Source organism: Streptomyces prunicolor (assembly GCF_045162825.1).
Lineage (GTDB): Bacteria > Actinomycetota > Actinomycetes > Streptomycetales > Streptomycetaceae > Streptomyces > Streptomyces prunicolor.
In genome coordinates, this window is sequence record NZ_CP108676.1 from 9079497 (window position 1) to 9098509 (window position 19013).

Consider the following 19013-nt stretch of genomic DNA (forward strand, 5'->3'; position numbering starts at 1 on the left):
CCGGGACGTTAGTGGCTGGCGCTCACATGGTCCATGGGCAGCCACAGGACGGTCCCGGCGGTGGCGGGATGCGGCGCGGCCAGTTCGTCGTCCGGCAACAGCCGGTCCCAGACGTGGACTTCGTCGATCGACCCGGTCAAGTACTGCAAGCTGTCGACGCGTTGGCCGATGTGCACCCCGAACGGCGAGTTGCGGCTGACGGAGCCCACGACGTCCGCCGTGCTCACCGCCGCACCGTCGACGGCCAGCGTCAACTGCCCACCACCGCGCCGCAGTACGGCGTGATGCCACTGGCCGTCGTTGTAGGCGCCGGCGGTGACCACGGACGTGGTGTGGACGGCCGTCGCCCCGTCCCGGGTGGTGATCAGCGCCCGGACATGGTTGCCCGCGGGCTCACCGCGCAGCCAGACCTGCGGCTGGGTGGTGCCGACCCCGCCCATCCACAGGAACGGCTGATCGCCGGTCGTGGCGGTGTACCGGAACCAGAGGGACACCGTGAAGTCCCTTGTTCCCAGGGGTAGTCGGTCGCTGTACGGCAGGCGTACCGCGTCGTCGACGCCGTCGAAGGACAGGGCGCCGCCGGACACACCGTCGGTCTCCTGGGCGCCGCCGAGCACGGCCGCTCGTCCGGCGTGCGGGGCGAGGTCGGCGGTCGTCGGGTCAGGGCCTCTACGTGGTTGCAGCCAGGCCTCGTTGAAGCGGGCGAAGCGGATCTCGTCGGTGGCGCTGACGGCGCCGCCCTCGTACAGCAGGCCCACCGTGTCGCCGTCGACGCGCGCCATGTCTGAGTAGCCCGACCAGTCCCTCGTCACGACCGTGCCCCGGTCCACGCTGTCCCAGGTGCGGCCACCGTCGTAGGAGGAGCGGATCATCATGGTCCGGCGGCGGTCGGGGTCCGCGTCGCAGGACAGCAGGATGCGGGAACGGACGCCGAGCGTCGAGCACTGGACCTGCGGGGCGTACAGGTCGGGCAGGTCGCGGAAGGGCGCGGTGAAGCTGTCGCCGCCGTCACGGCTGACCGCCTGGGTGCGGTGCCCGAGGTCGGTGCCGTCCTGTTCGCGCCCGCTCACCAGGACCGAACCGTCGGTGCGTTCGGTCAGCGTCACCTCGGACGGCTTCTGCCGCCAGGTCCCGTCGGCCGCGATCGGATACGAGTCGGTGGCGCCGATCCTCCAGTGGTCGCCGCCGTCGTCGCTCACGATCAGCGCCGCGTTGTTCGCGGTGACCCGACTCCCGTCCCAGGTCTCGGTGTTGACGCCGAACACGAGCCGGCCCTTGTGCCGGCCGCGGGTGAGCTGGATGCCGTGCACGGGGCCGGTGGCGTACCAGGAGTTCCAGGTCGGCGGCAGGATCTCGTCGCTCAGGTCACGCGGCTGCGACCAGGTCAGTCCGTCGTCGTCGCTGTACTGCAGGTGCGGGGTGCGGTCGCAGGGGACCGAGCAACTGGCGCTGTCCGTACGGCCCGTGTTGTACGTCTCGGCGAGCAGGATGCGGCCCGTCTTCCGGTCCACGATGGGTGCCGGGTTGCCGTGCGTGTCGCCGCCGCCGTGGTTGACGACCTCCAGTGGGCTCCAGGTGCGGCCCTTGTCTGTGGAGCGCTTGACGACGATGTCGATGTCGGTGGCGTCACCGCAGTTGAGGATCCGGCCCTCGGCGAACGCGAGCAGTGTGCCGTCGTTCGTCTTCACGATCGCGGGGATGCGGAAGCAGGCGTAGCCCGTGTCCTGGGGAGCTTTGAAGAGGACCTGCTGGTCGAACTCGGGGGCGGGGGCGGTGGTTTGGGCGGCGGTGGCGTGCGCGGGGCTCGGGAGCACGAGCAGCGCGGCCAGGGTGAGTGCGGCGGTGAGGGTGGATCTCAGACGTGCGCGAAGACTCGACGGCATGGTGGTGCTACCTGCCCTTCCTTCGTCTGGACATCCGGACATCCCACGTCCAACGGGCGTGTCACAGACGTTAGTTGGGGCCTCCGGTGCCTCACAAGAAGCGTGCAGCGCTCGTCATCGCGCAACTCCGTTGTGTGCGACTGATGGTGAGTGATCGTCAGGTGGGGACGGGCGCCTCAGGGGCGCAGTACGACCTTGCCGAGGTTGCTCCGCGACTCGATCACCTCGTGCGCCTTCGCCGCCTCCGCCAGCCCGAACTCCCCGTGCACGGCCGGTTTCAGCTCGCCCTCGGCGAACCGCCGCCACAGCTCCTGCCGCCACCGCTCGTACAACTCCGGCCTCCCGCGCGCGATCCGCGCCATCTGGAACCCGATCACGGACTTGGCGCCCACGAGAAGGTCGTACGCCTGGATCGTCCCGCCACCCGAGCTGTACGCCACGAGCCGCCCGCCCGGGACGAGCGCTGCGACGGCCGCGGTGAGCAACTCACCGCCCACCGCGTCGAGTACGTAGTCGACGGGATCGCCCCACTCCGGCCGGTCCAGCCGGTCGTAGGTGATCACCTCGTCGGCGCCCAGCGCGCGTACGAAGTCGCCCTTCGCCGGATCGGACACCGCGCCCACGATCCGCCCGGCACCCCGCGCCTTCGCCAACTGCACTGCCAGATGGCCGACTCCGCTCGCCGCGGCCGTGATCAGCGCGGCCTCGCCCGGTTCGGGGCGGGCCGCGTCCAGCGCGCCCAGGGCCACCAGCCCGCTGCGGACGAGCGCGACCGCGTCGACGGCGGACGCGGTGTCGGGGACGGCGGAGGCCATGGCCTCGTCGAGGACGGCGAAGTCGGCGTACCCGTGCCCGAAGCACAGCCCGGTCACCCGCTCACCGGCCCGAAAACGCGTCACACCTTCCCCTACGGCGGCTACCTCGCCCGCAATCTCGCCGCCGAGCGGGATCGGCTCGGCGGCCTCGGTGACCTTGCGGACGACCGGCAGGGTGACCCCGATCGCCTCGGCGCGGACGAGGAGTTCACCCGGGCCCGGTGCGGGGTCGGGGGCCTCCTCCAGGAACAGCGGGCCGCCGGTGGACTCGTACCGGACGCGACGCATCGCACCTCCAGGGAGCGGTGGTGGTGGGTGGAAATCGTTGGGAGTCCCTATGGTATTCACGATTTCATTGGGAAGTCCAACGACTTTTCGCTAGGCTGCCCGCATGGCCGAAGCACCCCGTCCCGCACTCCGCACTGCTCCTCTCCCCGAGATCCGCTCGCTCCCCAGCTGGCTGCTGGGCCGAGCCGCCGCCCGTGGTCGGGCCCTTGTCGCCGACGCGCTGGCCGCCGAGGGGCTGAAGATGTGGCATCACGTGGTGCTCTCCGCCGTCCGCGACCTCGAGCCCGTCGCCCAGGCCGGCCTCGGTCGTGGTGTCGGGCTCGACCCCAAGGATCTGGTCGGCGTGCTGAACGACCTCCAGTCCGCCGGCCTGGTCGTACGCGAGCCGGACGCGAAGGACCGCCGTAAGAACGCGGTGTCGCTGACGACCGAGGGCGCGCGGCTGCTGAAGCGCTGCGAGAAGGCGGCCCGCGCGGCCAACGAGGAACTCCTCGCCCCACTGTCGGCGGCCGAACGCGACCAGTTCATGGGCCTGTTGATCCGGATTTCCGGTACGGACGGCTGACGGGGGCTAACGTTCCGTCATGACCCCACCCCAGACCCACGAACCCCGGCTCGCCCTCGACCCCGAGCGCACCGCCCTGGTCCTCGTCGACCTCATGGACCGCGTCGTCGCGTTGCCGCTCGAACCGTACAAGGGTCCCGAAGTCCGCGCGGTGGCCGAGGAGTTGGCTGGTGTCTTCCGGTCCGCCGGTGCGCTCGTCGTGCTGATCCGGGTCGAACGTCCCGGCATCGCCGAGCAGCCCGCCGGCAGTGGACTCGCCGACGGGCTTTTGCGGGAAGGGGACTTGGAGATCGTGAAGGGGACGATCGGGGGCTTCCAGGGCACGGGACTTGAGGAGCGGCTGCGTGAACGGGGCGTCGACACCTTGGTGTTCGGCGGGATCGCCACCAACCTCGGTGTGGAGTCCACCGCGCGTGCCGCCGGCGACCTCGGCCACGAGCTCGTCTTCGTCGAGGACGCCATGAGCGCGCTCACCGCGGCCGAGCATCAGGCGTCGGTCAGGCTTGACTTCCCGCGACTGGGGTCGGTGGTGGCGGCGGGGGAGGTGCGGTTCGGGGCGGGTGGGTGAGGTGGGTCGCTGAGGGGGGCTTCGTGCCGGGTGGCTCCCAGGTGTGCTTCATGCCGGGCTGCTGACCTGGGCGGGCGGAGTGGTCAGACGAGGACGGTGTCGCCGTACACGACCATGCTGCCGACTGCCGACTGCCGACTGCCGACTGCCGACTGCCGACTGCCGACTGCCGACTGCCGACTGCCGACTGCCGACTGCCGACTGCGGACTGCGGACTGCCGACTGTCGGCTCGTCGGCTCGTTGGCTCGTTGGCTCGTTGGCAAGCGGGACCTCGTGCCGGCCGGCCTCGACGGCGAGACCTGGCTGCGGTACGCCGATCCCGACCTCGTCCCCGACTCCGTCCCCGTCGCCAAGCAGTGCTCCCGCCCCGACAGCACCTACGTCCTCGTGACCGACGCCGAACTCGACGAGGTTGTTCGCGGAAGGCTGAGGCGGGGCCCCTGCGGCGCAGGGGGCGCTCCCCGCCGGTCGGGGCCCCGCCGCCGTGACGCGGGGCGGGGATTTTTCAGCCCTGGGCGGCCGGGGCCCGCAGGGCGATGCGGTCCTCGCCCGCGTACACGTTCATGTTGCTGCCCCGCAGGAAACCCACCAGGGTCAGGCCCGTCTCCGCCGCCAGGTCCACGGCGAGCGACGAGGGTGCCGACACCGCCGCCAGCACCGGGATCCCCGCCATCACCGCCTTCTGCGCCAGCTCGAAGGAGGCTCGGCCCGACACCAGCAGGATCACCCGGGACAGCGGCAGGTCCCCGTTCTGCAGGGCGCGGCCGACCAGCTTGTCGACCGCGTTGTGCCGGCCCACGTCCTCCCGGATGTCCAGCAGCTCGCCCTCTTCGCTGAACAGGGCCGCCGCGTGCAGACCCCCGGTCCGGTCGAAGACCCGCTGGGCCGCGCGCAGCCGGTCGGGGAGGCTCGCGAGGAGCGCGGGCTCGACACGGACCGGGGGGGTGTCGGCGATGGGCCAGCGAGCCGTCGTACGGACCGCGTCCAGACTCGCCTTGCCGCACAGACCGCACGAGGACGTCGTATACACGTTCCGCTCCAACGTGATGTCGGGCATCACGACGTCCGGCGCGGTCCGTACGTCCACCACGTTGTACGAGTTCGAGCCGTCTACGGTCGCCCCCGCGCAGTACACGATGTTCTGCAGATCGTATGCGTTGGCCAGTACGCCTTCGCTGACCAGGAACCCGGCCGCGAGTGCGAAGTCGTCCCCGGGGGTGCGCATGGTGATCGCGAGCGGCTTGCCGTTGAGCCGGATCTCCAGGGGTTCCTCGGCGACGAGGGTGTCCGGGCGGCTGGAGACCACGCCGTCCCGGATCCGGATCACCTTGCGTCGTTCCGTGACTCGTCCCATGTCCTGATCAGCCCCGGTTCTGTACGTGCTGGTGGCCGAAACGGCCCTTGCTGCGGAGGGTGCCGTGGGCCACCGGACCGTCGGGCGGCGAGGTGACCTCCACGCCCCCATTGTCCTGCACATACGGAGGGAGGCCGAGGCGCACTCCGCGGACACCCCGTCTCCTCATGCGGCGCTCCGCAGCGCGAGCAGGTCCGAGATGGCGTGCACGGTGCGCAGGGTGGGCACCTCCACGCCGGTGATCTCCGCCAACTCGACCACCGCCGCGAGGAGTACGTCGAGTTCGAGCGGCTTGCCGCGCTCCAGGTCCTGGAGCGTCGAGGTGCGGTGGTCACCGACGCGTTCCGCGCCCGCGAGCCGCCGTTCGATGGAGACACCGACCTCGCAGCCCAGGGCCTCGGCGACGGACAGCGTCTCGGTCATCATGATCTCGATGACCTTGCGGGTGCCGCCGTGCAGACACATCTGCCGCATGGTGGCGCGGGCGAGCGCGCTGATCGGGTTGAAGGAGATGTTGCCGAGCAGCTTGAGCCAGATGTCGTTGCGCAGATCCGGCTCCACCGGGCACTTCAGCCCGCCGGCCTGCATGGCCTCGCTCAGCGCCAGACAGCGTGTCGAGATGCTGCGATCGGGCTCGCCGATGGAGAACCGGGTGCCTTCGAGATGGCGCACAACTCCCGGTCCTGCCAGCTCGGTTGCCGCGTAGACGACACAACCGACGGCCCGTTCGGGCGCGAGCACCGCACTGACCGCGCCGTCCGGGTCCACGCTCTCGACGCGCTGCCCGTCGTAGGGGCCGCCGTGCGCGTGGAAGTACCACCAGGGGATGCCGTTCTGGGCGGCGACGACCGCCGTGGTGTCGTGCAACAGGGGCTCGATCAGCGGCCCGCACGCCGCGTACGAGTTGGCCTTCAGGCCGAGCAGGACGAAGTCGACCGGGCCGATCTCTGCCGGATCGTCGGTGGCATGCGCGCGGGCGGTGAAGTCGCCGCGCGGGCTGAGTACTTGGACGCCGTGCTGCCTCATGGCCGCGAGATGCGGTCCACGGGCGACGAGATGCACATCGGCGCCCGCACGGTGCAGCGCGGCGCCGACATAGGCACCGATCGCACCGGCGCCGAGGACTGCGACTTTCACTGGAGACTCTCCGTTCGGTCGAGGGAGTACCGCGGAGGTGGATGCCGAATAGTGTCGACGAAATATTGTCTACAGTATGGAAGGTGTGCCAGCAAGGGTACGGACAGAGGCTGTGCCCGTCTATTGGGGAACGGGCCCCTTCCCGAAAGACGGAGGCCACGGCGTGAGTGAATAGGAGAATGCTCTTCGACTTCACGCACGACCATGAAGGTGAACAGCTCAGCGGTGTGTACGGAGGTGATCCTTCCGGGGCCACCGCTGTGGTGCTGCACGGCGCGGGTACCAGCAGCACGGAGCGACTGCTGCCACTGGTACGGGAGTTCGTGGCCCGCGGCTGTCGCGGGATCGCCTTCGACTTCTCCGGGCACGGCGAAAGCACGGGAAAGCTCGCCGAGTTGAGCCTGCGGCGACGGTTCGAGCAGGCCGTGGCGGTGATCGACGCGTACGCGGGGGCGGACGGGCCGCTGGTCCTGGTCGGATTCAGCATGAGCGGGCAGACGGTGGCCGATCTCGTCCGGCACTACGGGGATCGCGTCGCGGCGCTGGGGCTGTGCGCGCCCGCCGTCTACACCGCCGAGGCCTGGGACGTGCCCTTCGAGGACGGGAACGGCCGGTTCAGCGAGCTCATCCGGCAACCGGACAGCTGGCGGGAGGCCCCCGCGCTCCAGGTGCTGCGCGCGTACGAGGGCCGGGCGGTGCTCGCCGTGCCGGGCACCGACGCGGTGATCCCGCCCGCGGTGACCGAGTCCGTCCAGGACGCGCTGGCCGCACGCGCCCAGTACACCCGCTTCGAACTTCCGGAAGCGCAGCACCAGTTGGGAATGTGGTTCCGCGAACACGGCGAGGACCGGCGGGAGTTCGTGGAGGCGGTGCTGACCGCCCTCGACGACCGTGGCTGGACGGCCACGCGCACCTGGGTGGCCAAGCAGCTCGGCGACGGCCGCGCGGTCGCCGACATGCGCCCTCTGTACGGTGGTTGGAGCTCCCAGATGCGCCGGCTGTCGCTCGACGACGGCACGGACCTCGTCCAACGGACCTTCGTGAAGCCGTTCTTCCGCCACCACGGGCCCGGGCTGCTGGCCCGCGAGGCGTCCGTCCTGACGCTGCTCGCCGGGCAGGAAGGCATCCCCGCTCCCGAATTGGTCGCCGTGGACGCCACGGCCGAACACTGCGACCACCCCACCCTGTTGATGTCCGCGCTGCCCGGCCGGGTCCGCGTGGACGGCGACGACCTCGACCGGCGCCTGGACCTGTTCGCGGCCCAACTCGTCCGCGTCCACGGCGTCGTACCGGACGAAAGACCGCGCACGTACCAGGCGTGGACCTCCGCGGAGCGCGTCCGCACCCCGGACGGCGCCCTGTGGGAGCGGGCCGTGGACGTGATCCGCCGCGACCCGCCGCCGTACGAAGGCCGCTTTCTGCACCGCGACTTCCACCCCGGGAACGTGCTCTTCACCGGAGCCGGGCGGGAGGTGCGGATCACCGGTGTCGTGGACTGGGTCGAGACCTCGTGGGGCCCCGCCGATCTCGACGTGGCACACTGCTCGACCGCGCTCGCCCTGCTGCACGGACCGGAGCACGGCCTGGACTTCCGCGAACGGTACGAGGCACACGGCGGCCGCCAACTCGCCGACGACTCCGACCACTTGTACTGGCGGCTGCTCGACGCCCTGCACTACTGCCCCGACGCGGCGAAACTGGCCGGACCATGGCGCGACCTGGGCCGGGACGATCTCACGTCCGAAGTGCTGGCGGAACGGCTGGAGGCCTACGTGGACGGACTGCTGCGGCGATACGACTGACCGGCCCTGGACCACTCGCCCGACACCGACCCGCTCCTACGGCGGGCCAGTGATCACTGGGGTCCCCGCAACTCCAGGACGCGATCAACCGTCAGCCCGACGGCTCGACCGGCCTGCACCCCAACACGATTGCGGGCGAAGGCGCTAGCGTCGAGCCATGATCGTATGGCTCAACGGTACCCACGGCGCGGGCAAGACGACCACCGGTCCGCTCGTGCAGCAACTGCTCCCGGGTTCACGGGTGTTCGACGCCGAGAAGGTCGGCGAGACGCTCATGGACATCACGCCGGGGCTGCCCGCGACGGACAACTTCCAGCACTGGCCGCCGTGGCGGCCACTCGTCGTCGAGACCGCCCGCCGCGTGCTCGACTACACCGGCGGCACCCTGGTGATGCCCATGACGGTCCTGGTCCAGGAGTACTGGCGCGAGATCAGCACGGGTCTCGCCCAACACGCCATCCCCGTACGGCACTTCGTCCTCCACGCCGACCAGGACACCCTCCGCGGGCGTATCGAGGGGGACAGCGTGATGGGCCCCTCCACCTTCCGACTCGCCTACCTGGAGCCCTACGCCGAGGCGGCCCGTACCTGGCTGCACCGTGAAGCCGAGGTCGTCGACACCACGCACCTCACCCCTGCCCAGGCCGCGCAGCGCATCGCGGAGTCCGTCCAAGGCTGAGGCCGGCCCGCCACACGAGAACCGGCGCGGGAACGGGAGTTGGAACTTTGCGCCGACCGTTCGGCGCACTCTGCATACCGCTCATCGCATACGGTCGACGCGCCGCCTTCTCAACTCCCTTGCCACTCCCTACCGTCCGGGATCATGAGTCCCCCAGTCGCACCCCCGGCGTGGAGCCGCTGGCTGGTTCCGCCCGCCGCTCTCTCGGTGCACCTCTCCATCGGCCAGGCCTACGCCTGGAGCGTCTTCAAGCCGCCGCTCGAATCCTCACTCAACCTCAGCGGCACGCAGAGCGCGCTGCCTTTCCAGCTCGCCATCGTCATGCTCGGCCTGTCGGCCGCGTTCGGCGGCACCCTCGTCGAACGCAACGGGCCGCGCTGGGCGATGACCGTCGCCCTCGTCTGCTTCTCCTCCGGCTTCCTGATCTCCGCGCTGGGCGCGGAGACGAAGCAGTTCTGGCTGATCGTCCTCGGCTACGGCTTCGTCGGCGGGATCGGCCTCGGCATCGGCTACATCTCACCGGTCTCGACCCTGATCAAGTGGTTCCCGGACCGCCCCGGCATGGCCACCGGCATCGCCATCATGGGCTTCGGCGGCGGCGCGCTCATCGCCTCCCCGTGGTCGGCCCAGATGCTGAAGTCTTTCGGCTCCGACAACACCGGCATCGCCGAGTCGTTCCTTGTACTCGGTCTTTCGTATGCAGTCTTCATGACCCTCGGCGTACTGCTCGTGCGGGTACCGCGCACCGAGAAGCCGGTGGAGAACGCACCCAGCGTCCTCTCCGGCGTGCAGGTCTCCGCCAACAGCGCCGTACGCACCCCCCAGTTCTGGTGCCTGTGGGTCGTCCTGTGCATGAACGTGACGGCGGGCATCGGCATCCTGGAGAAGGCCGCTCCGATGATCACGGACTTCTTCGCGGACACCTCCACCCCCGTCACGGTGTCGGCCGCCGCCGGCTTCGTCGCGCTGCTCTCCGCGGCCAACATGGCGGGCCGTATCGGCTGGTCCTCGACCTCCGACCTGATCGGACGCAAGAACATCTACCGCGTCTACCTCGGCGTCGGCGCGGTCATGTACGCGCTCATCGCACTGTTCGGCGATTCCTCGAAACCGCTGTTCATCCTGTGCGCGCTGGTCATCCTCTCCTTCTACGGCGGCGGCTTCGCGACCGTGCCCGCCTACCTGAAGGACCTCTTCGGCACCTACCAGGTCGGCGCGATCCACGGCCGGCTGCTCACCGCCTGGTCCCTGGCCGGTGTCCTCGGCCCGCTGATCGTGAACTGGATCGCCGACCACCAGAAGGACGCCGGAAAACACGGCGCCGCCCTCTACGACACCTCCTTCGTCATCATGATCGGGCTGCTCGTCATCGGCTTCGTCGCCAACGAACTCGTCCGCCCCGTCAACGCCCGCCACCACATCCCCGCCCCGAGGGAGGCCGCCGATGTCGAACGACAGCAGTCAGAATCCGCCTGACCGACGGCCGCTCATCGCCTTCGCCTGGCTCTGGGTGGGCGCACCACTCGTGTACGGCCTGTACGAACTCGTCCTCAAGGCGAAGCAGCTGTTCACCGGCTGAATGTTCGGGCGACACCGTCAATCACAGGATGGATGACAGAAGCCGACAACCTGGACGGTAGTTTCCTGTGGCATCACCTGCCGTCGTACCCGCGAGTCACTGGCAAGACTGGTGGATCCCGCTACCCAAGGCAACGAGGGGGACCCCCCATGAACGGCACGCGGATCGCCGCCGTCGGCCACTACCAGCCCGCCAAGGTACTCACCAATGAGGACCTGGCGGGCATGGTCGACACGAGTCACGAGTGGATCACCTCCCGGGTGGGCATCAAGACCCGCCACATCGCCGGGCCAGACGAACCCGTCGACGAGCTGGCCGCGCACGCCGCCGCCAAGGCCCTCGCGGCCGCGGGCCTGACGCCCGGGGACATCGACCTGGTCCTCGTCGCCACCTCTACGGCCATCGACCGCTCCCCGAACATGGCCGCGCGCGTCGCCGCCCGCCTCGGCATCCCGTCGCCCGCGGCCATGGACATCAACGTCGTGTGCGCCGGCTTCACCCACGCCCTGGCCACCGCCGACCACACCGTGCGCGCGGGAGCGGCCACCCGGGCCCTGGTCATCGGCGCCGACAAGATGTCCGAGGTCACCGACTGGACCGACCGTACGACCTGCGTCCTCGTCGGTGACGGAGCGGGGGCCGCCGTCGTCGAGGCCTCCGACGAACCCGGCATCGGACCGGTGCTGTGGGGTTCCGTGCCCGAGATGGGGCACGCGGTACGGATCGAGGGCACGCCCCCGCGGTTCGCGCAGGAGGGCCAGAGCGTCTACCGCTGGGCCACCACCCAGCTCCCGCCGATCGCCCGCAAGGCCTGCGAGAAGGCCGGCCTGACCCCCGCCGACCTCGCCGGTGTCGTCCTCCACCAGGCGAACCTGCGCATCATCGAGCCCCTCGCCGAGAAGATCGGCGCCGTCAACGCGGTCGTCGCCCGCGATGTCGTCCAATCGGGCAACACCTCGGCCGCCAGCATCCCGCTCGCGTTCTCGAAACTCGTCGAACAGGGTGCCGTCCGCACCGGCGACCCCGTCCTGCTGTTCGGCTTCGGCGGCAATCTGTCGTACGCCGGCCAGGTCGTCCGGTGCCCATGACCTGCGCACACGCATGAATATCGCTCCGGATGTGACGAGGTCGACTCCCACACCCCCTGGCTACTGTGCGCCGTAGACTGTAGACGAAAGACAATCGATACTTGGTCGTACGGCCACTGACTACTGTCTACTGTCCGCTGTGTACAAAATGCCGGTGATTCCCAGGAGGGGGACCGCGATGTTGTCGCAAGGACTGCCGCAGGGGGCGGTGCCCAAGCTCGAACGCCCGGGCCCGCTGCGTGACCGCGTCTACGAGGCGCTGCTGGAACTCATCACCACGCGCGCCCTGCGGCCCGGCCAGCATCTCGTCGAGAGCGAACTCGCCGGGCACCTGGGGGTGTCCCGGCAGCCGGTGCGGGAGGCGTTGCAACGGCTCAACACCGAGGGCTGGGTCGATCTACGGCCCGCCCAGGGCGCGTTCGTGCACGAGCCGACGGAGGAGGAGGCCGACCAACTCCTCACCGTACGAACGCTGTTGGAGGCCGAGGCCGCCCGGCTCGCCGCCGTCAACGCGGGCAAGGCGGGCATCGCCGTCCTGGAGGAGCTGTGCGCGGAGGGTGAGCGCGCCGTCGACGCCGACGACGTGGACGCCGCCGTCGCCATGAACGCCCGCTTCCACGCGAAGATCATGGAGCTGGCCGGCAACGCCGTCCTCGCCGAACTCGCCGCGCAGGTCGACCGCCGGGTCCGCTGGTACTACACGCCGGTGGCCCGGCAGCGCGGCCTGACGTCCTGGGTCGAGCACCGCCTTCTGATCGACGCGATCGCCGCCCGCGACGAACTGCGCGCCGGCCTGCTGATGCGCGAACACACCGAGCACACCCGGCGGTCGTATCACGAGCGCGACAAGTCCTGAGCCGCACGGGCCTCCTGACGCACCGACAGACACGAAGGCGATGGCCCTCCCGTCCCGGGGAGGGCCATCAGGCGTGTCCAGGTCTGCTACCGAGTCGTCCGAACTGTCAGGCCGCTGGCTGGGGTTGTGGAACCTGGGCCAACTTCCGGTCCCCGCGCCCCGGTTGACGTAGTAGCAACGCGATCGCCGCCGCCACCATCGAGACGCCGCCCGCCAGCGCGTACGCGCCGTTGTAGCCCCAGGCCGCCACGACCATCGAGCCGAGACCGCCGCCGAAGAGGCCGCTGACGAGCTTGCCGCTGTACACCAGGCCGTAGTTGGTGGCGTTGAAGTTCTCGCCGAAGTAGTCCGGGGTCAGCGCGGCGAACATCGGGTAGAACGCGCCGCCGCCGAAACCGGAGAGGAAGGCGAAGAACAGGAACAGCCACTCACTGCGCAGATGCCCGGCCCAGATCACCCCGAACTGGGCCAGGCCCAGGACCAGAATGACGAAGACCAGGGTGAGTTTGCGGCCCCATAGGTCGGACAGCCAGCCGACGACCGCACGGCCGATGCCGTTGATGACGGCCATGATGCCCATCGAGGAGGCCGCCACCAGCGGGCCGAAGCCCACGTCCTTGGCGAAGTCGACCTGGAAGGAGATCCCGAAGATCGACACCCCCGCGGTCAGCACGATGGACAGCCACATCAGCGGCAGCATGCCGGTACGGATGGCCTCCTTGGGCGTGAACTGCCGTACAGCAGGGGGGTTCTTGGCGAGGCTCGTCGCGCTCTTGCCGCTGCCGCCGTAGGTCAGCGGGTCGATGTCGGCGGGCCACCAGTTCTTCGGCGGGTCCTTGAAGAAGAACGCGCACCCGAACACCACGACCAGGATGTAACAGCCGATCAGATCCAGGACCCGGTGGTAATTCCCAGTGTCGAAGGCGTAGTTGAAGATGAAGATGAACGGCAGCGAACCGTACGCGAAGCCGCCGTTGACGAACCCGGTGCGGGCGCCCCGCCGTTCGGGGAACCACTTGCCGACCATGTTGATGCAGGTCGCGTAGACCAGCCCGGCACCGACACCGCCGATCACGCCGAAGCCGATGATCGCCAGCCACACGTTGTCCAGGTGGGACAGTGCGAGGAAACCGAGCACGCACAGCACCGAGCCGACGTACATCGCCTTGCGGGCCGTCAGGATGCCCTTCTCGCGCATCCAGCCTGCCGGGAAGGCGATGCCGGCCTGGAAGAAGACCCAAATGCTCAGGATCCAGAAGGTGTTGCTCTGCGTCCAGCCGTGCGCGCTGGACAGGGTGTCCTCCGCGGAGCCGTACGCGTACTCGAAGACACTGATCGCCATCATGGCGATCCATGGCAGATAGATCATGATCTTGCGGGAGTGGCCGAGGATGTCGCGGTCGGTCTCGCCGACGCGGTAGACGCGGCCGTGGGCGTCGGTCACTTCACGGTAGGGACGGTTCGCGGCGCCGGATTCGTTCGTGGTGATGGGATCTGCGGTCATGTCACGCCATCTCCTCGCCGAGCGGGTGCGGATTGGGCACGATGCGCCGGGCGTCGGGCCTGCCCGGAGCCTTGAGGAAGAGCGCCAGCACCGCGGAGGCCAGGCCCACCGAACCGGCCAGGACGAACGCGCCGTGGTAGTCCCACTCACCGACGACGACCGCGCCCAGACCGGAGCCGACGAGCCCCGAGATCAGCTTCGAGCTGTAGACCATCCCGTAGTTGCTGGCGTTGTTGTTCTCACCGAAGTAGTCGGCCGTCATGGCCGCGAACAGCGGGAAGATCGCCCCGCCGCCGAAACCCGAGACCATGGAGCAGAACAGGAAGAACGGCATGCTGCCCATCTGGCCCGAGACCAGCACCCCGAACTGGGCCGTGCCGAGCACGAGGCACACGATGATCAGTGTGTGGCGGCGGCCGAAGCGGTCGGAGATCCAGCCGATGACACCGCGCCCGGTGCCGTTCACGATCGCCTTCAGGGACATCGCCGTGGCCACGATGCCGCCCGCGAAGCCCATGTCCTTGCCGAACGGCACCTGGAAGGCGATGCCGAAGATGTTGATGCCGGCCGTGCACAGCAGACAGAACCACATCATCCAGAGCACGGGGGTACGGGCGGCCTCCTTGGGTGTGTACTGCTTGATCGCCGGTGGGTTCTTCTCCAACGCCCGCCGGATCCTGGGGTCTTGGGCCGCCTTGAGCGGATCGACGTGCGCGGGCCACCAGTTCTTCGGCGGATCACGGAAGAACCAGCCCGCCGACGCCACCACCAGACACAGGCCTACGCCGACCAGGCTCAGCAGCACCTCGTAGTTGCCGAGGTCGAGCACGGAGGTGAAGAGGAACACGAACGGCACCGACCCGTAGGCGAATCCGCCGTTCACGAAGCCCGTCTTGCCGCCCTTGCGCTCCGGATACCACTTGCCGACCATGTTCACGCACGTCGCATACACAAGACCGGCGCCGATACCGCTGCACATGCCGAAGCCGAAGTAGGCGACGAGCACGTTCGGCGCGAACGCGAGCGCCAGATAGCCCAGCAGAGTGCCGAGCGCGCCGATCAACATGGCCGTACGGGCGGGGAGTCGGCCGCTCTCCCGCAACCGCCCGGCCGGGAAGGCCACGGCCGCCTGGAAGAACACCCAGACGCCCATCAGCCAGAAGATGTGTCCACTGCTCCACAGATGCGCGTCGTGGAGCGTGTCCTCCGCCGACGTGAACGCGTACTCGGCGGAGCTGATGCCCATCATGCCCACCCAGGGCAGGACGACCATCCACTTGCGTGCCCGGCCCATGATGTCGACATCGGACTCACCGATGCGGTACACGCGGCCGTGACGGTCCGTCACCTCCCTGTAGGGGGCGGACGTTTGGTAGTCCGTTCTTGCCATCGCTCAGTGCCCCTTGCGTCGAAAGTCTGGCCAGCGCCCCCTGTCCAATGCCTTTCGCGTGCGCACGGGTCCCCGGGGTCGGCCGACCGCACTGTCGGCCGACCCCGCGTCGACTCACGTCATGAACCACCGCCCAACAGCCCTGCCGCACGCGCCCATTGGTACTTCGCGCCCAGCACCGCCACCGGCTTCTCCGTCGTGTACGGGTACGCCACGACCCCGCGCTCGTACAGGTACTGGCAGGCCTCCTCGACCTCCACGTCACCCGCGAGCGAGGCCACCACCGGCTTCTCGATGCCGCGTTCCTTGAACTCGGCGACCACGCGCGCGGTGAGCTCGGCGAAGACCATCGGGGGAGTGACGATGGTGTGCCAGTAACCGAGCACCAGCGCGTGGATGCGCGGGTCCTCCAAGCCGAGTCGAATCGTCGCCTCGTACGTCGACGGCGGCTCGCCCCCGGTGATGTCGACCGGGTTGCCCGCGGCCCCGAAGGGCGGGATGAACTCCCGGAAGGACGCGTCCAGATCGGGCGGAATCTCCATCAGGGAAAGGCCGTTGTCGGTCACCGCGTCGGAGAGCAGCACACCGCTGCCGCCGGCGCCGGTGATGATAACGACGTTGTCTCCCTGGGGAGTTGGCAGTACGGGCAGACCGCGCGCGTACTCCAGCATGTCGTTGAGCCCCGGGGCGCGGATGACACCGGCCTGCTTCAGGATGTCGCCGTACACGGCGTCGTCGCCGGCCAGCGCGCCCGTGTGAGAGCCGGCGGCCTTGGCGCCCGCCGCCGTACGACCAGCCTTCAGCACTACAACTGGCTTGAGGGGTACGGTCTTTCGGGCTGCCTCGACGAAGGCGCGGCCGTCCTTGAGGTCCTCCAGGTGCATCGCGATGCACTCGGTGTGCGGGTCCTCACCGAACCAGGTCAGCAGGTCGTCCTCGTCCAGGTCCGACTTGTTGCCGAGCCCGACGATCGCCGACACCCCGGTCTTCGTGGTCCGCGCGAACCCCAGGATGGCCATCCCGATGCCACCGGACTGCGAGGTCAGCGCCACCCCGCCCTTCACGTCGTACGGCGTGCAGAACGTGGCGCACAGGTCCTGCCAGGTCGAGTAGTAGCCGTAGATGTTCGGTCCGAGAAGGCGGACGCCGTAGCGCTCGGCGATCGCCACGATCTCGTCCTGGAGCGCGACTTCGCCGGTCTCGGCGAACCCGGAGGGGATGAGGACGGCGTTGGGGATGTTCTTGCGTCCCACCTCCTCCAGTGCCGCTGCCACGAACTTGGCGGGAATGGCGAAGACGGCCACATCCACCTCACCGGGAACGTCCGTGACACTCTTGTACGCCTTGCGGCCGAGGATGTCATCGGCCTTGGGGTTCACGGGATGGATCTCCCCGGCGAAGCCGCCGTCGACGAGGTTGCGCATCACCGAATTGCCGATCTTGCCCTGCTCGTTCGAGGCACCGATCACGGCGACCGAGTTCGGCTCCATGAGGCGGCGCATGGTCGTCAGGATTTCGTCGCGTGTATACCGTCGACGGGCTACCGGTTGCGATTCGGCGAGGATGACGCGGATGTCGGCCGCGACCGCACCCTCCGGTGTCGCGATCACCGGGTTGAGGTCCACCTCGGCGATCTCCGGGAAGTCCGCGACCAGTTGGGACACCCGGCGGATCTGCTCGGCGATCGCCCACCGGTCGACGGCCGGCGCGCCGCGCACCCCGCGCAGGATCTCCGCCGCGCGGATCGAGTCCAACATCGACAACGCCTCGTCGGGGGTGACGGGCGCGAGCCGGAACGTCACGTCCTTCAACACCTCGACGAGCACCCCGCCGAGCCCGAACGCGACCACCTTCCCGAACGTCGGGTCGGTCACCGCGCCGACGATGACCTCCTGCCCCTGCGGCAGCAACTCCTGTACCTGGACGCCCTCGATGCGGGCGTCGGCGTCGTACGCCCGCGCGTTGTCGACGATCCTGTGGAACGCGGCCCGTACGTCCGCCGCGCCCTCGACCCCGACGATCACGCCACCGGCGTCGGTCTTGTGCAGAATGTCGGGCGAGACGATCTTCATCACGACGGGCCCGCCGAACCGCGCCGCGTACGCCACGGCCTCGTCGACGTCCGTCGCCAACTCCTCACCCGGTACGGCGATCCCGTACGCGTCGGCGATCACCTTGCCCTCAGGTGCGGTCAGCGCGAACCGTCCCTCGGCCCGCACGGAGTCGAGCAGGGCGCGCACCTTCAGGACCCGGTCCTCTGCCATCACGTCAGATCACCCCGTTCGACTTGAGGAGGCGCAACTCTTCCTCGCCGAGACCGAGTTCGCCGATGTAGACCTCTTCGTTGTGCTCGCCGAGCAGCGGTGAACTGGTCACGTCCACGGGGGAGTCGGAGAGCTTGAGCGGGCTGCCGACGGTGACGAACTCGCCGCGCTCGGGGTGCGGGACCGTCACGACCATCTCGTTGGCGACCAGCGACTCGTCCTCGATGATCTCCCTGGTCGACAGGATCGGCCCGCACGGGATGTTGTGAGCGTTGAGCCGCTCCAGTACCTCCCACTTGGGCAGGGTGGAGGACCACTCCTCAATCAGCTGGAACATCTTGGAGAGCTGTGGCAACCGGGCCTCGGGCGTGGCCCATTCGGGGTCCTCGGCCAGCTCGGGCCGGCCGATCAGCTCGGTGAGCGGCTTCCAACCGACGGGCTGCACGATGACGTAGACGTAGTCGTTCGGGCCGCCCGGCGCGCACTTCACCGCCCAGCCGGGCTGGCCACCGCCGGACGCGTTGCCCGAGCGGGGCACCTCGTCGCCGAAGTCCTCGTTCGGGTACTCGGCGAGCGGCCCGTGCGCCAGGCGCTGCTGGTCGCGCAGCTTCACCCGGCACAGGTTCAGCACGGCGTGCTGCATGGCGACATTGACCCGCTGGCCGCGGCCGGTGCTCTCCCGCTGGAAGAGTGCCGCCAATATACCGGCTACTGTATGCACTCCTGTGCCGGAGTCACCGATCTGAGCGCCCGTGGCCAGCGGCGGCCCGTCCTCGAAGCCGGTGGTCGACATCGACCCGCCCATCGCCTGCGCGACGACCTCGTACGCCTTGAAGTTGGTGTACGGGCCGTCCCCGAAACCCTTGATGGACGCATACACAATGCGGGGATTGATCTCCTGTATGCGATCCCAGGTGAACCCCATACGGTCGACCGCGCCCGGCCCGAAGTTCTCGACCATGACGTCGGAGCGCCGGATCAGCTCGGTGAGGATCTCCTTGCCGCGCTCGGTCTTGGTGTTGAGGGTGATGCTCCGCTTGTTGCAGTTGAGCATCGTGAAGTAGAGCGAGTCGACATCCGGGAGATCGCGCAGCTGCTTGCGCGTGATGTCACCGGTCGGCGCCTCCAGCTTGACGACGTCGGCGCCGAGCCAGGCGAGGAGTTGGGTCGCGGAGGGGCCGGACTGGACGTGCGTCATGTCGAGGACGCGGATGCCCTCAAGTGCCCTTGCGGTCATGGC

The 19013-nt window shown here is 69.1% G+C and carries 16 protein-coding genes and 1 pseudogene; 8 read left to right on the forward strand and 9 right to left on the reverse strand.

Going from position 1 to position 19013, the window contains the following annotated elements:
- Positions 1–8: 8 nt before the first annotated feature.
- Both OG588_RS41250 and OG588_RS41255 read right to left on the reverse strand, forming a co-directional pair.
- Positions 9–1883 (reverse strand): exo-alpha-sialidase, encoded by a 1875-nt coding sequence (locus OG588_RS41250; protein WP_405951702.1) that lies wholly within the window; start codon positions 1881–1883, stop codon positions 9–11.
- Between the two features lie 176 nt (positions 1884–2059).
- Positions 2060–2986: a zinc-binding alcohol dehydrogenase family protein gene (locus tag OG588_RS41255; protein ID WP_405951703.1), complete on the reverse strand. Its 927-nt coding sequence runs from the start codon at positions 2984–2986 to the stop codon at positions 2060–2062.
- A gap of 103 nt (positions 2987–3089) precedes the next feature.
- Here OG588_RS41255 and OG588_RS41260 point away from each other — a divergent pair, with 103 nt between their 5' ends.
- Positions 3090–3551, forward strand: a complete 462-nt coding sequence (locus OG588_RS41260; RefSeq protein ID WP_405951704.1) for a MarR family winged helix-turn-helix transcriptional regulator — start codon at positions 3090–3092, stop codon at positions 3549–3551.
- Positions 3552–3570: 19 nt separating this feature from the next.
- Positions 3571–4119 (forward strand): isochorismatase family protein, encoded by a 549-nt coding sequence (locus OG588_RS41265; protein WP_405951705.1) that lies wholly within the window; start codon positions 3571–3573, stop codon positions 4117–4119.
- A 506-nt stretch (positions 4120–4625) separates the two neighbouring features.
- Here the strand turns inward: OG588_RS41265 and fdhD are convergent.
- From fdhD to OG588_RS41280, 3 genes and pseudogenes are all read right to left on the reverse strand, one after another.
- The gene (fdhD, locus tag OG588_RS41270; protein ID WP_405951706.1) at positions 4626–5474 is read right to left on the reverse strand and encodes a formate dehydrogenase accessory sulfurtransferase FdhD; all 849 of its coding nucleotides are present in this window, start codon (positions 5472–5474) and stop codon (positions 4626–4628) included.
- A 7-nt stretch (positions 5475–5481) separates the two neighbouring features.
- Positions 5482–5622: pseudogene (locus tag OG588_RS41275) on the reverse strand (Fe-S-binding domain-containing protein); the annotation flags it as partial.
- 17 nt (positions 5623–5639) lie between these two features.
- On the reverse strand, positions 5640–6611 hold the full coding sequence (locus tag OG588_RS41280) for a 2-dehydropantoate 2-reductase (RefSeq protein ID WP_405951707.1): 972 nt from the start codon (positions 6609–6611) through the stop codon (positions 5640–5642).
- Positions 6612–6790: 179 nt separating this feature from the next.
- Here OG588_RS41280 and OG588_RS41285 point away from each other — a divergent pair, with 179 nt between their 5' ends.
- From OG588_RS41285 to OG588_RS41310, 6 genes are all read left to right on the forward strand, one after another.
- The gene (locus tag OG588_RS41285) at positions 6791–8413 is read left to right on the forward strand and encodes an alpha/beta fold hydrolase (RefSeq protein ID WP_405953339.1); all 1623 of its coding nucleotides are present in this window, start codon (positions 6791–6793) and stop codon (positions 8411–8413) included.
- A gap of 157 nt (positions 8414–8570) precedes the next feature.
- Positions 8571–9092, forward strand: coding sequence for an ATP-binding protein (locus OG588_RS41290; protein ID WP_405951708.1), 522 nt, complete (start codon positions 8571–8573; stop codon positions 9090–9092).
- Between the two features lie 144 nt (positions 9093–9236).
- On the forward strand, positions 9237–10568 hold the full coding sequence (locus OG588_RS41295; protein ID WP_405951709.1) for an OFA family MFS transporter: 1332 nt from the start codon (positions 9237–9239) through the stop codon (positions 10566–10568).
- A complete protein-coding gene (locus tag OG588_RS41300) occupies positions 10537–10671 on the forward strand; it encodes a hypothetical protein (RefSeq protein ID WP_405951710.1) in 135 nt (44 codons plus the stop codon). Before OG588_RS41295 ends, OG588_RS41300 begins: the two co-directional genes overlap by 32 nt.
- Positions 10672–10820: 149 nt before the next feature.
- A complete protein-coding gene (locus OG588_RS41305; RefSeq protein WP_019065010.1) occupies positions 10821–11759 on the forward strand; it encodes a beta-ketoacyl-ACP synthase III in 939 nt (312 codons plus the stop codon).
- A 178-nt stretch (positions 11760–11937) separates the two neighbouring features.
- A complete protein-coding gene (locus OG588_RS41310; protein ID WP_366095001.1) occupies positions 11938–12615 on the forward strand; it encodes a GntR family transcriptional regulator in 678 nt (225 codons plus the stop codon).
- A gap of 106 nt (positions 12616–12721) precedes the next feature.
- Here the strand turns inward: OG588_RS41310 and OG588_RS41315 are convergent, their stop codons facing one another.
- The 4 genes from OG588_RS41315 to frc form a co-directional block, all read right to left on the reverse strand.
- Complete coding sequence (locus OG588_RS41315) at positions 12722–14119, reverse strand: OFA family MFS transporter (protein WP_405951711.1); 1398 nt, start codon at positions 14117–14119, stop codon at positions 12722–12724.
- A 1-nt stretch (position 14120) separates the two neighbouring features.
- The gene (locus OG588_RS41320; protein WP_405951712.1) at positions 14121–15509 is read right to left on the reverse strand and encodes an OFA family MFS transporter; all 1389 of its coding nucleotides are present in this window, start codon (positions 15507–15509) and stop codon (positions 14121–14123) included.
- Positions 15510–15628: 119 nt separating this feature from the next.
- Positions 15629–17773 carry an acetate--CoA ligase family protein gene (locus OG588_RS41325; protein WP_405951713.1) on the reverse strand — a complete coding sequence of 715 codons (2145 nt, stop codon included), beginning with the start codon at positions 17771–17773 and terminating at the stop codon, positions 15629–15631.
- A 4-nt stretch (positions 17774–17777) separates the two neighbouring features.
- Positions 17778–19010 carry a formyl-CoA transferase gene (gene frc, locus OG588_RS41330; protein ID WP_405951714.1) on the reverse strand — a complete coding sequence of 411 codons (1233 nt, stop codon included), beginning with the start codon at positions 19008–19010 and terminating at the stop codon, positions 17778–17780.
- Positions 19011–19013 lie beyond the last annotated feature (3 nt).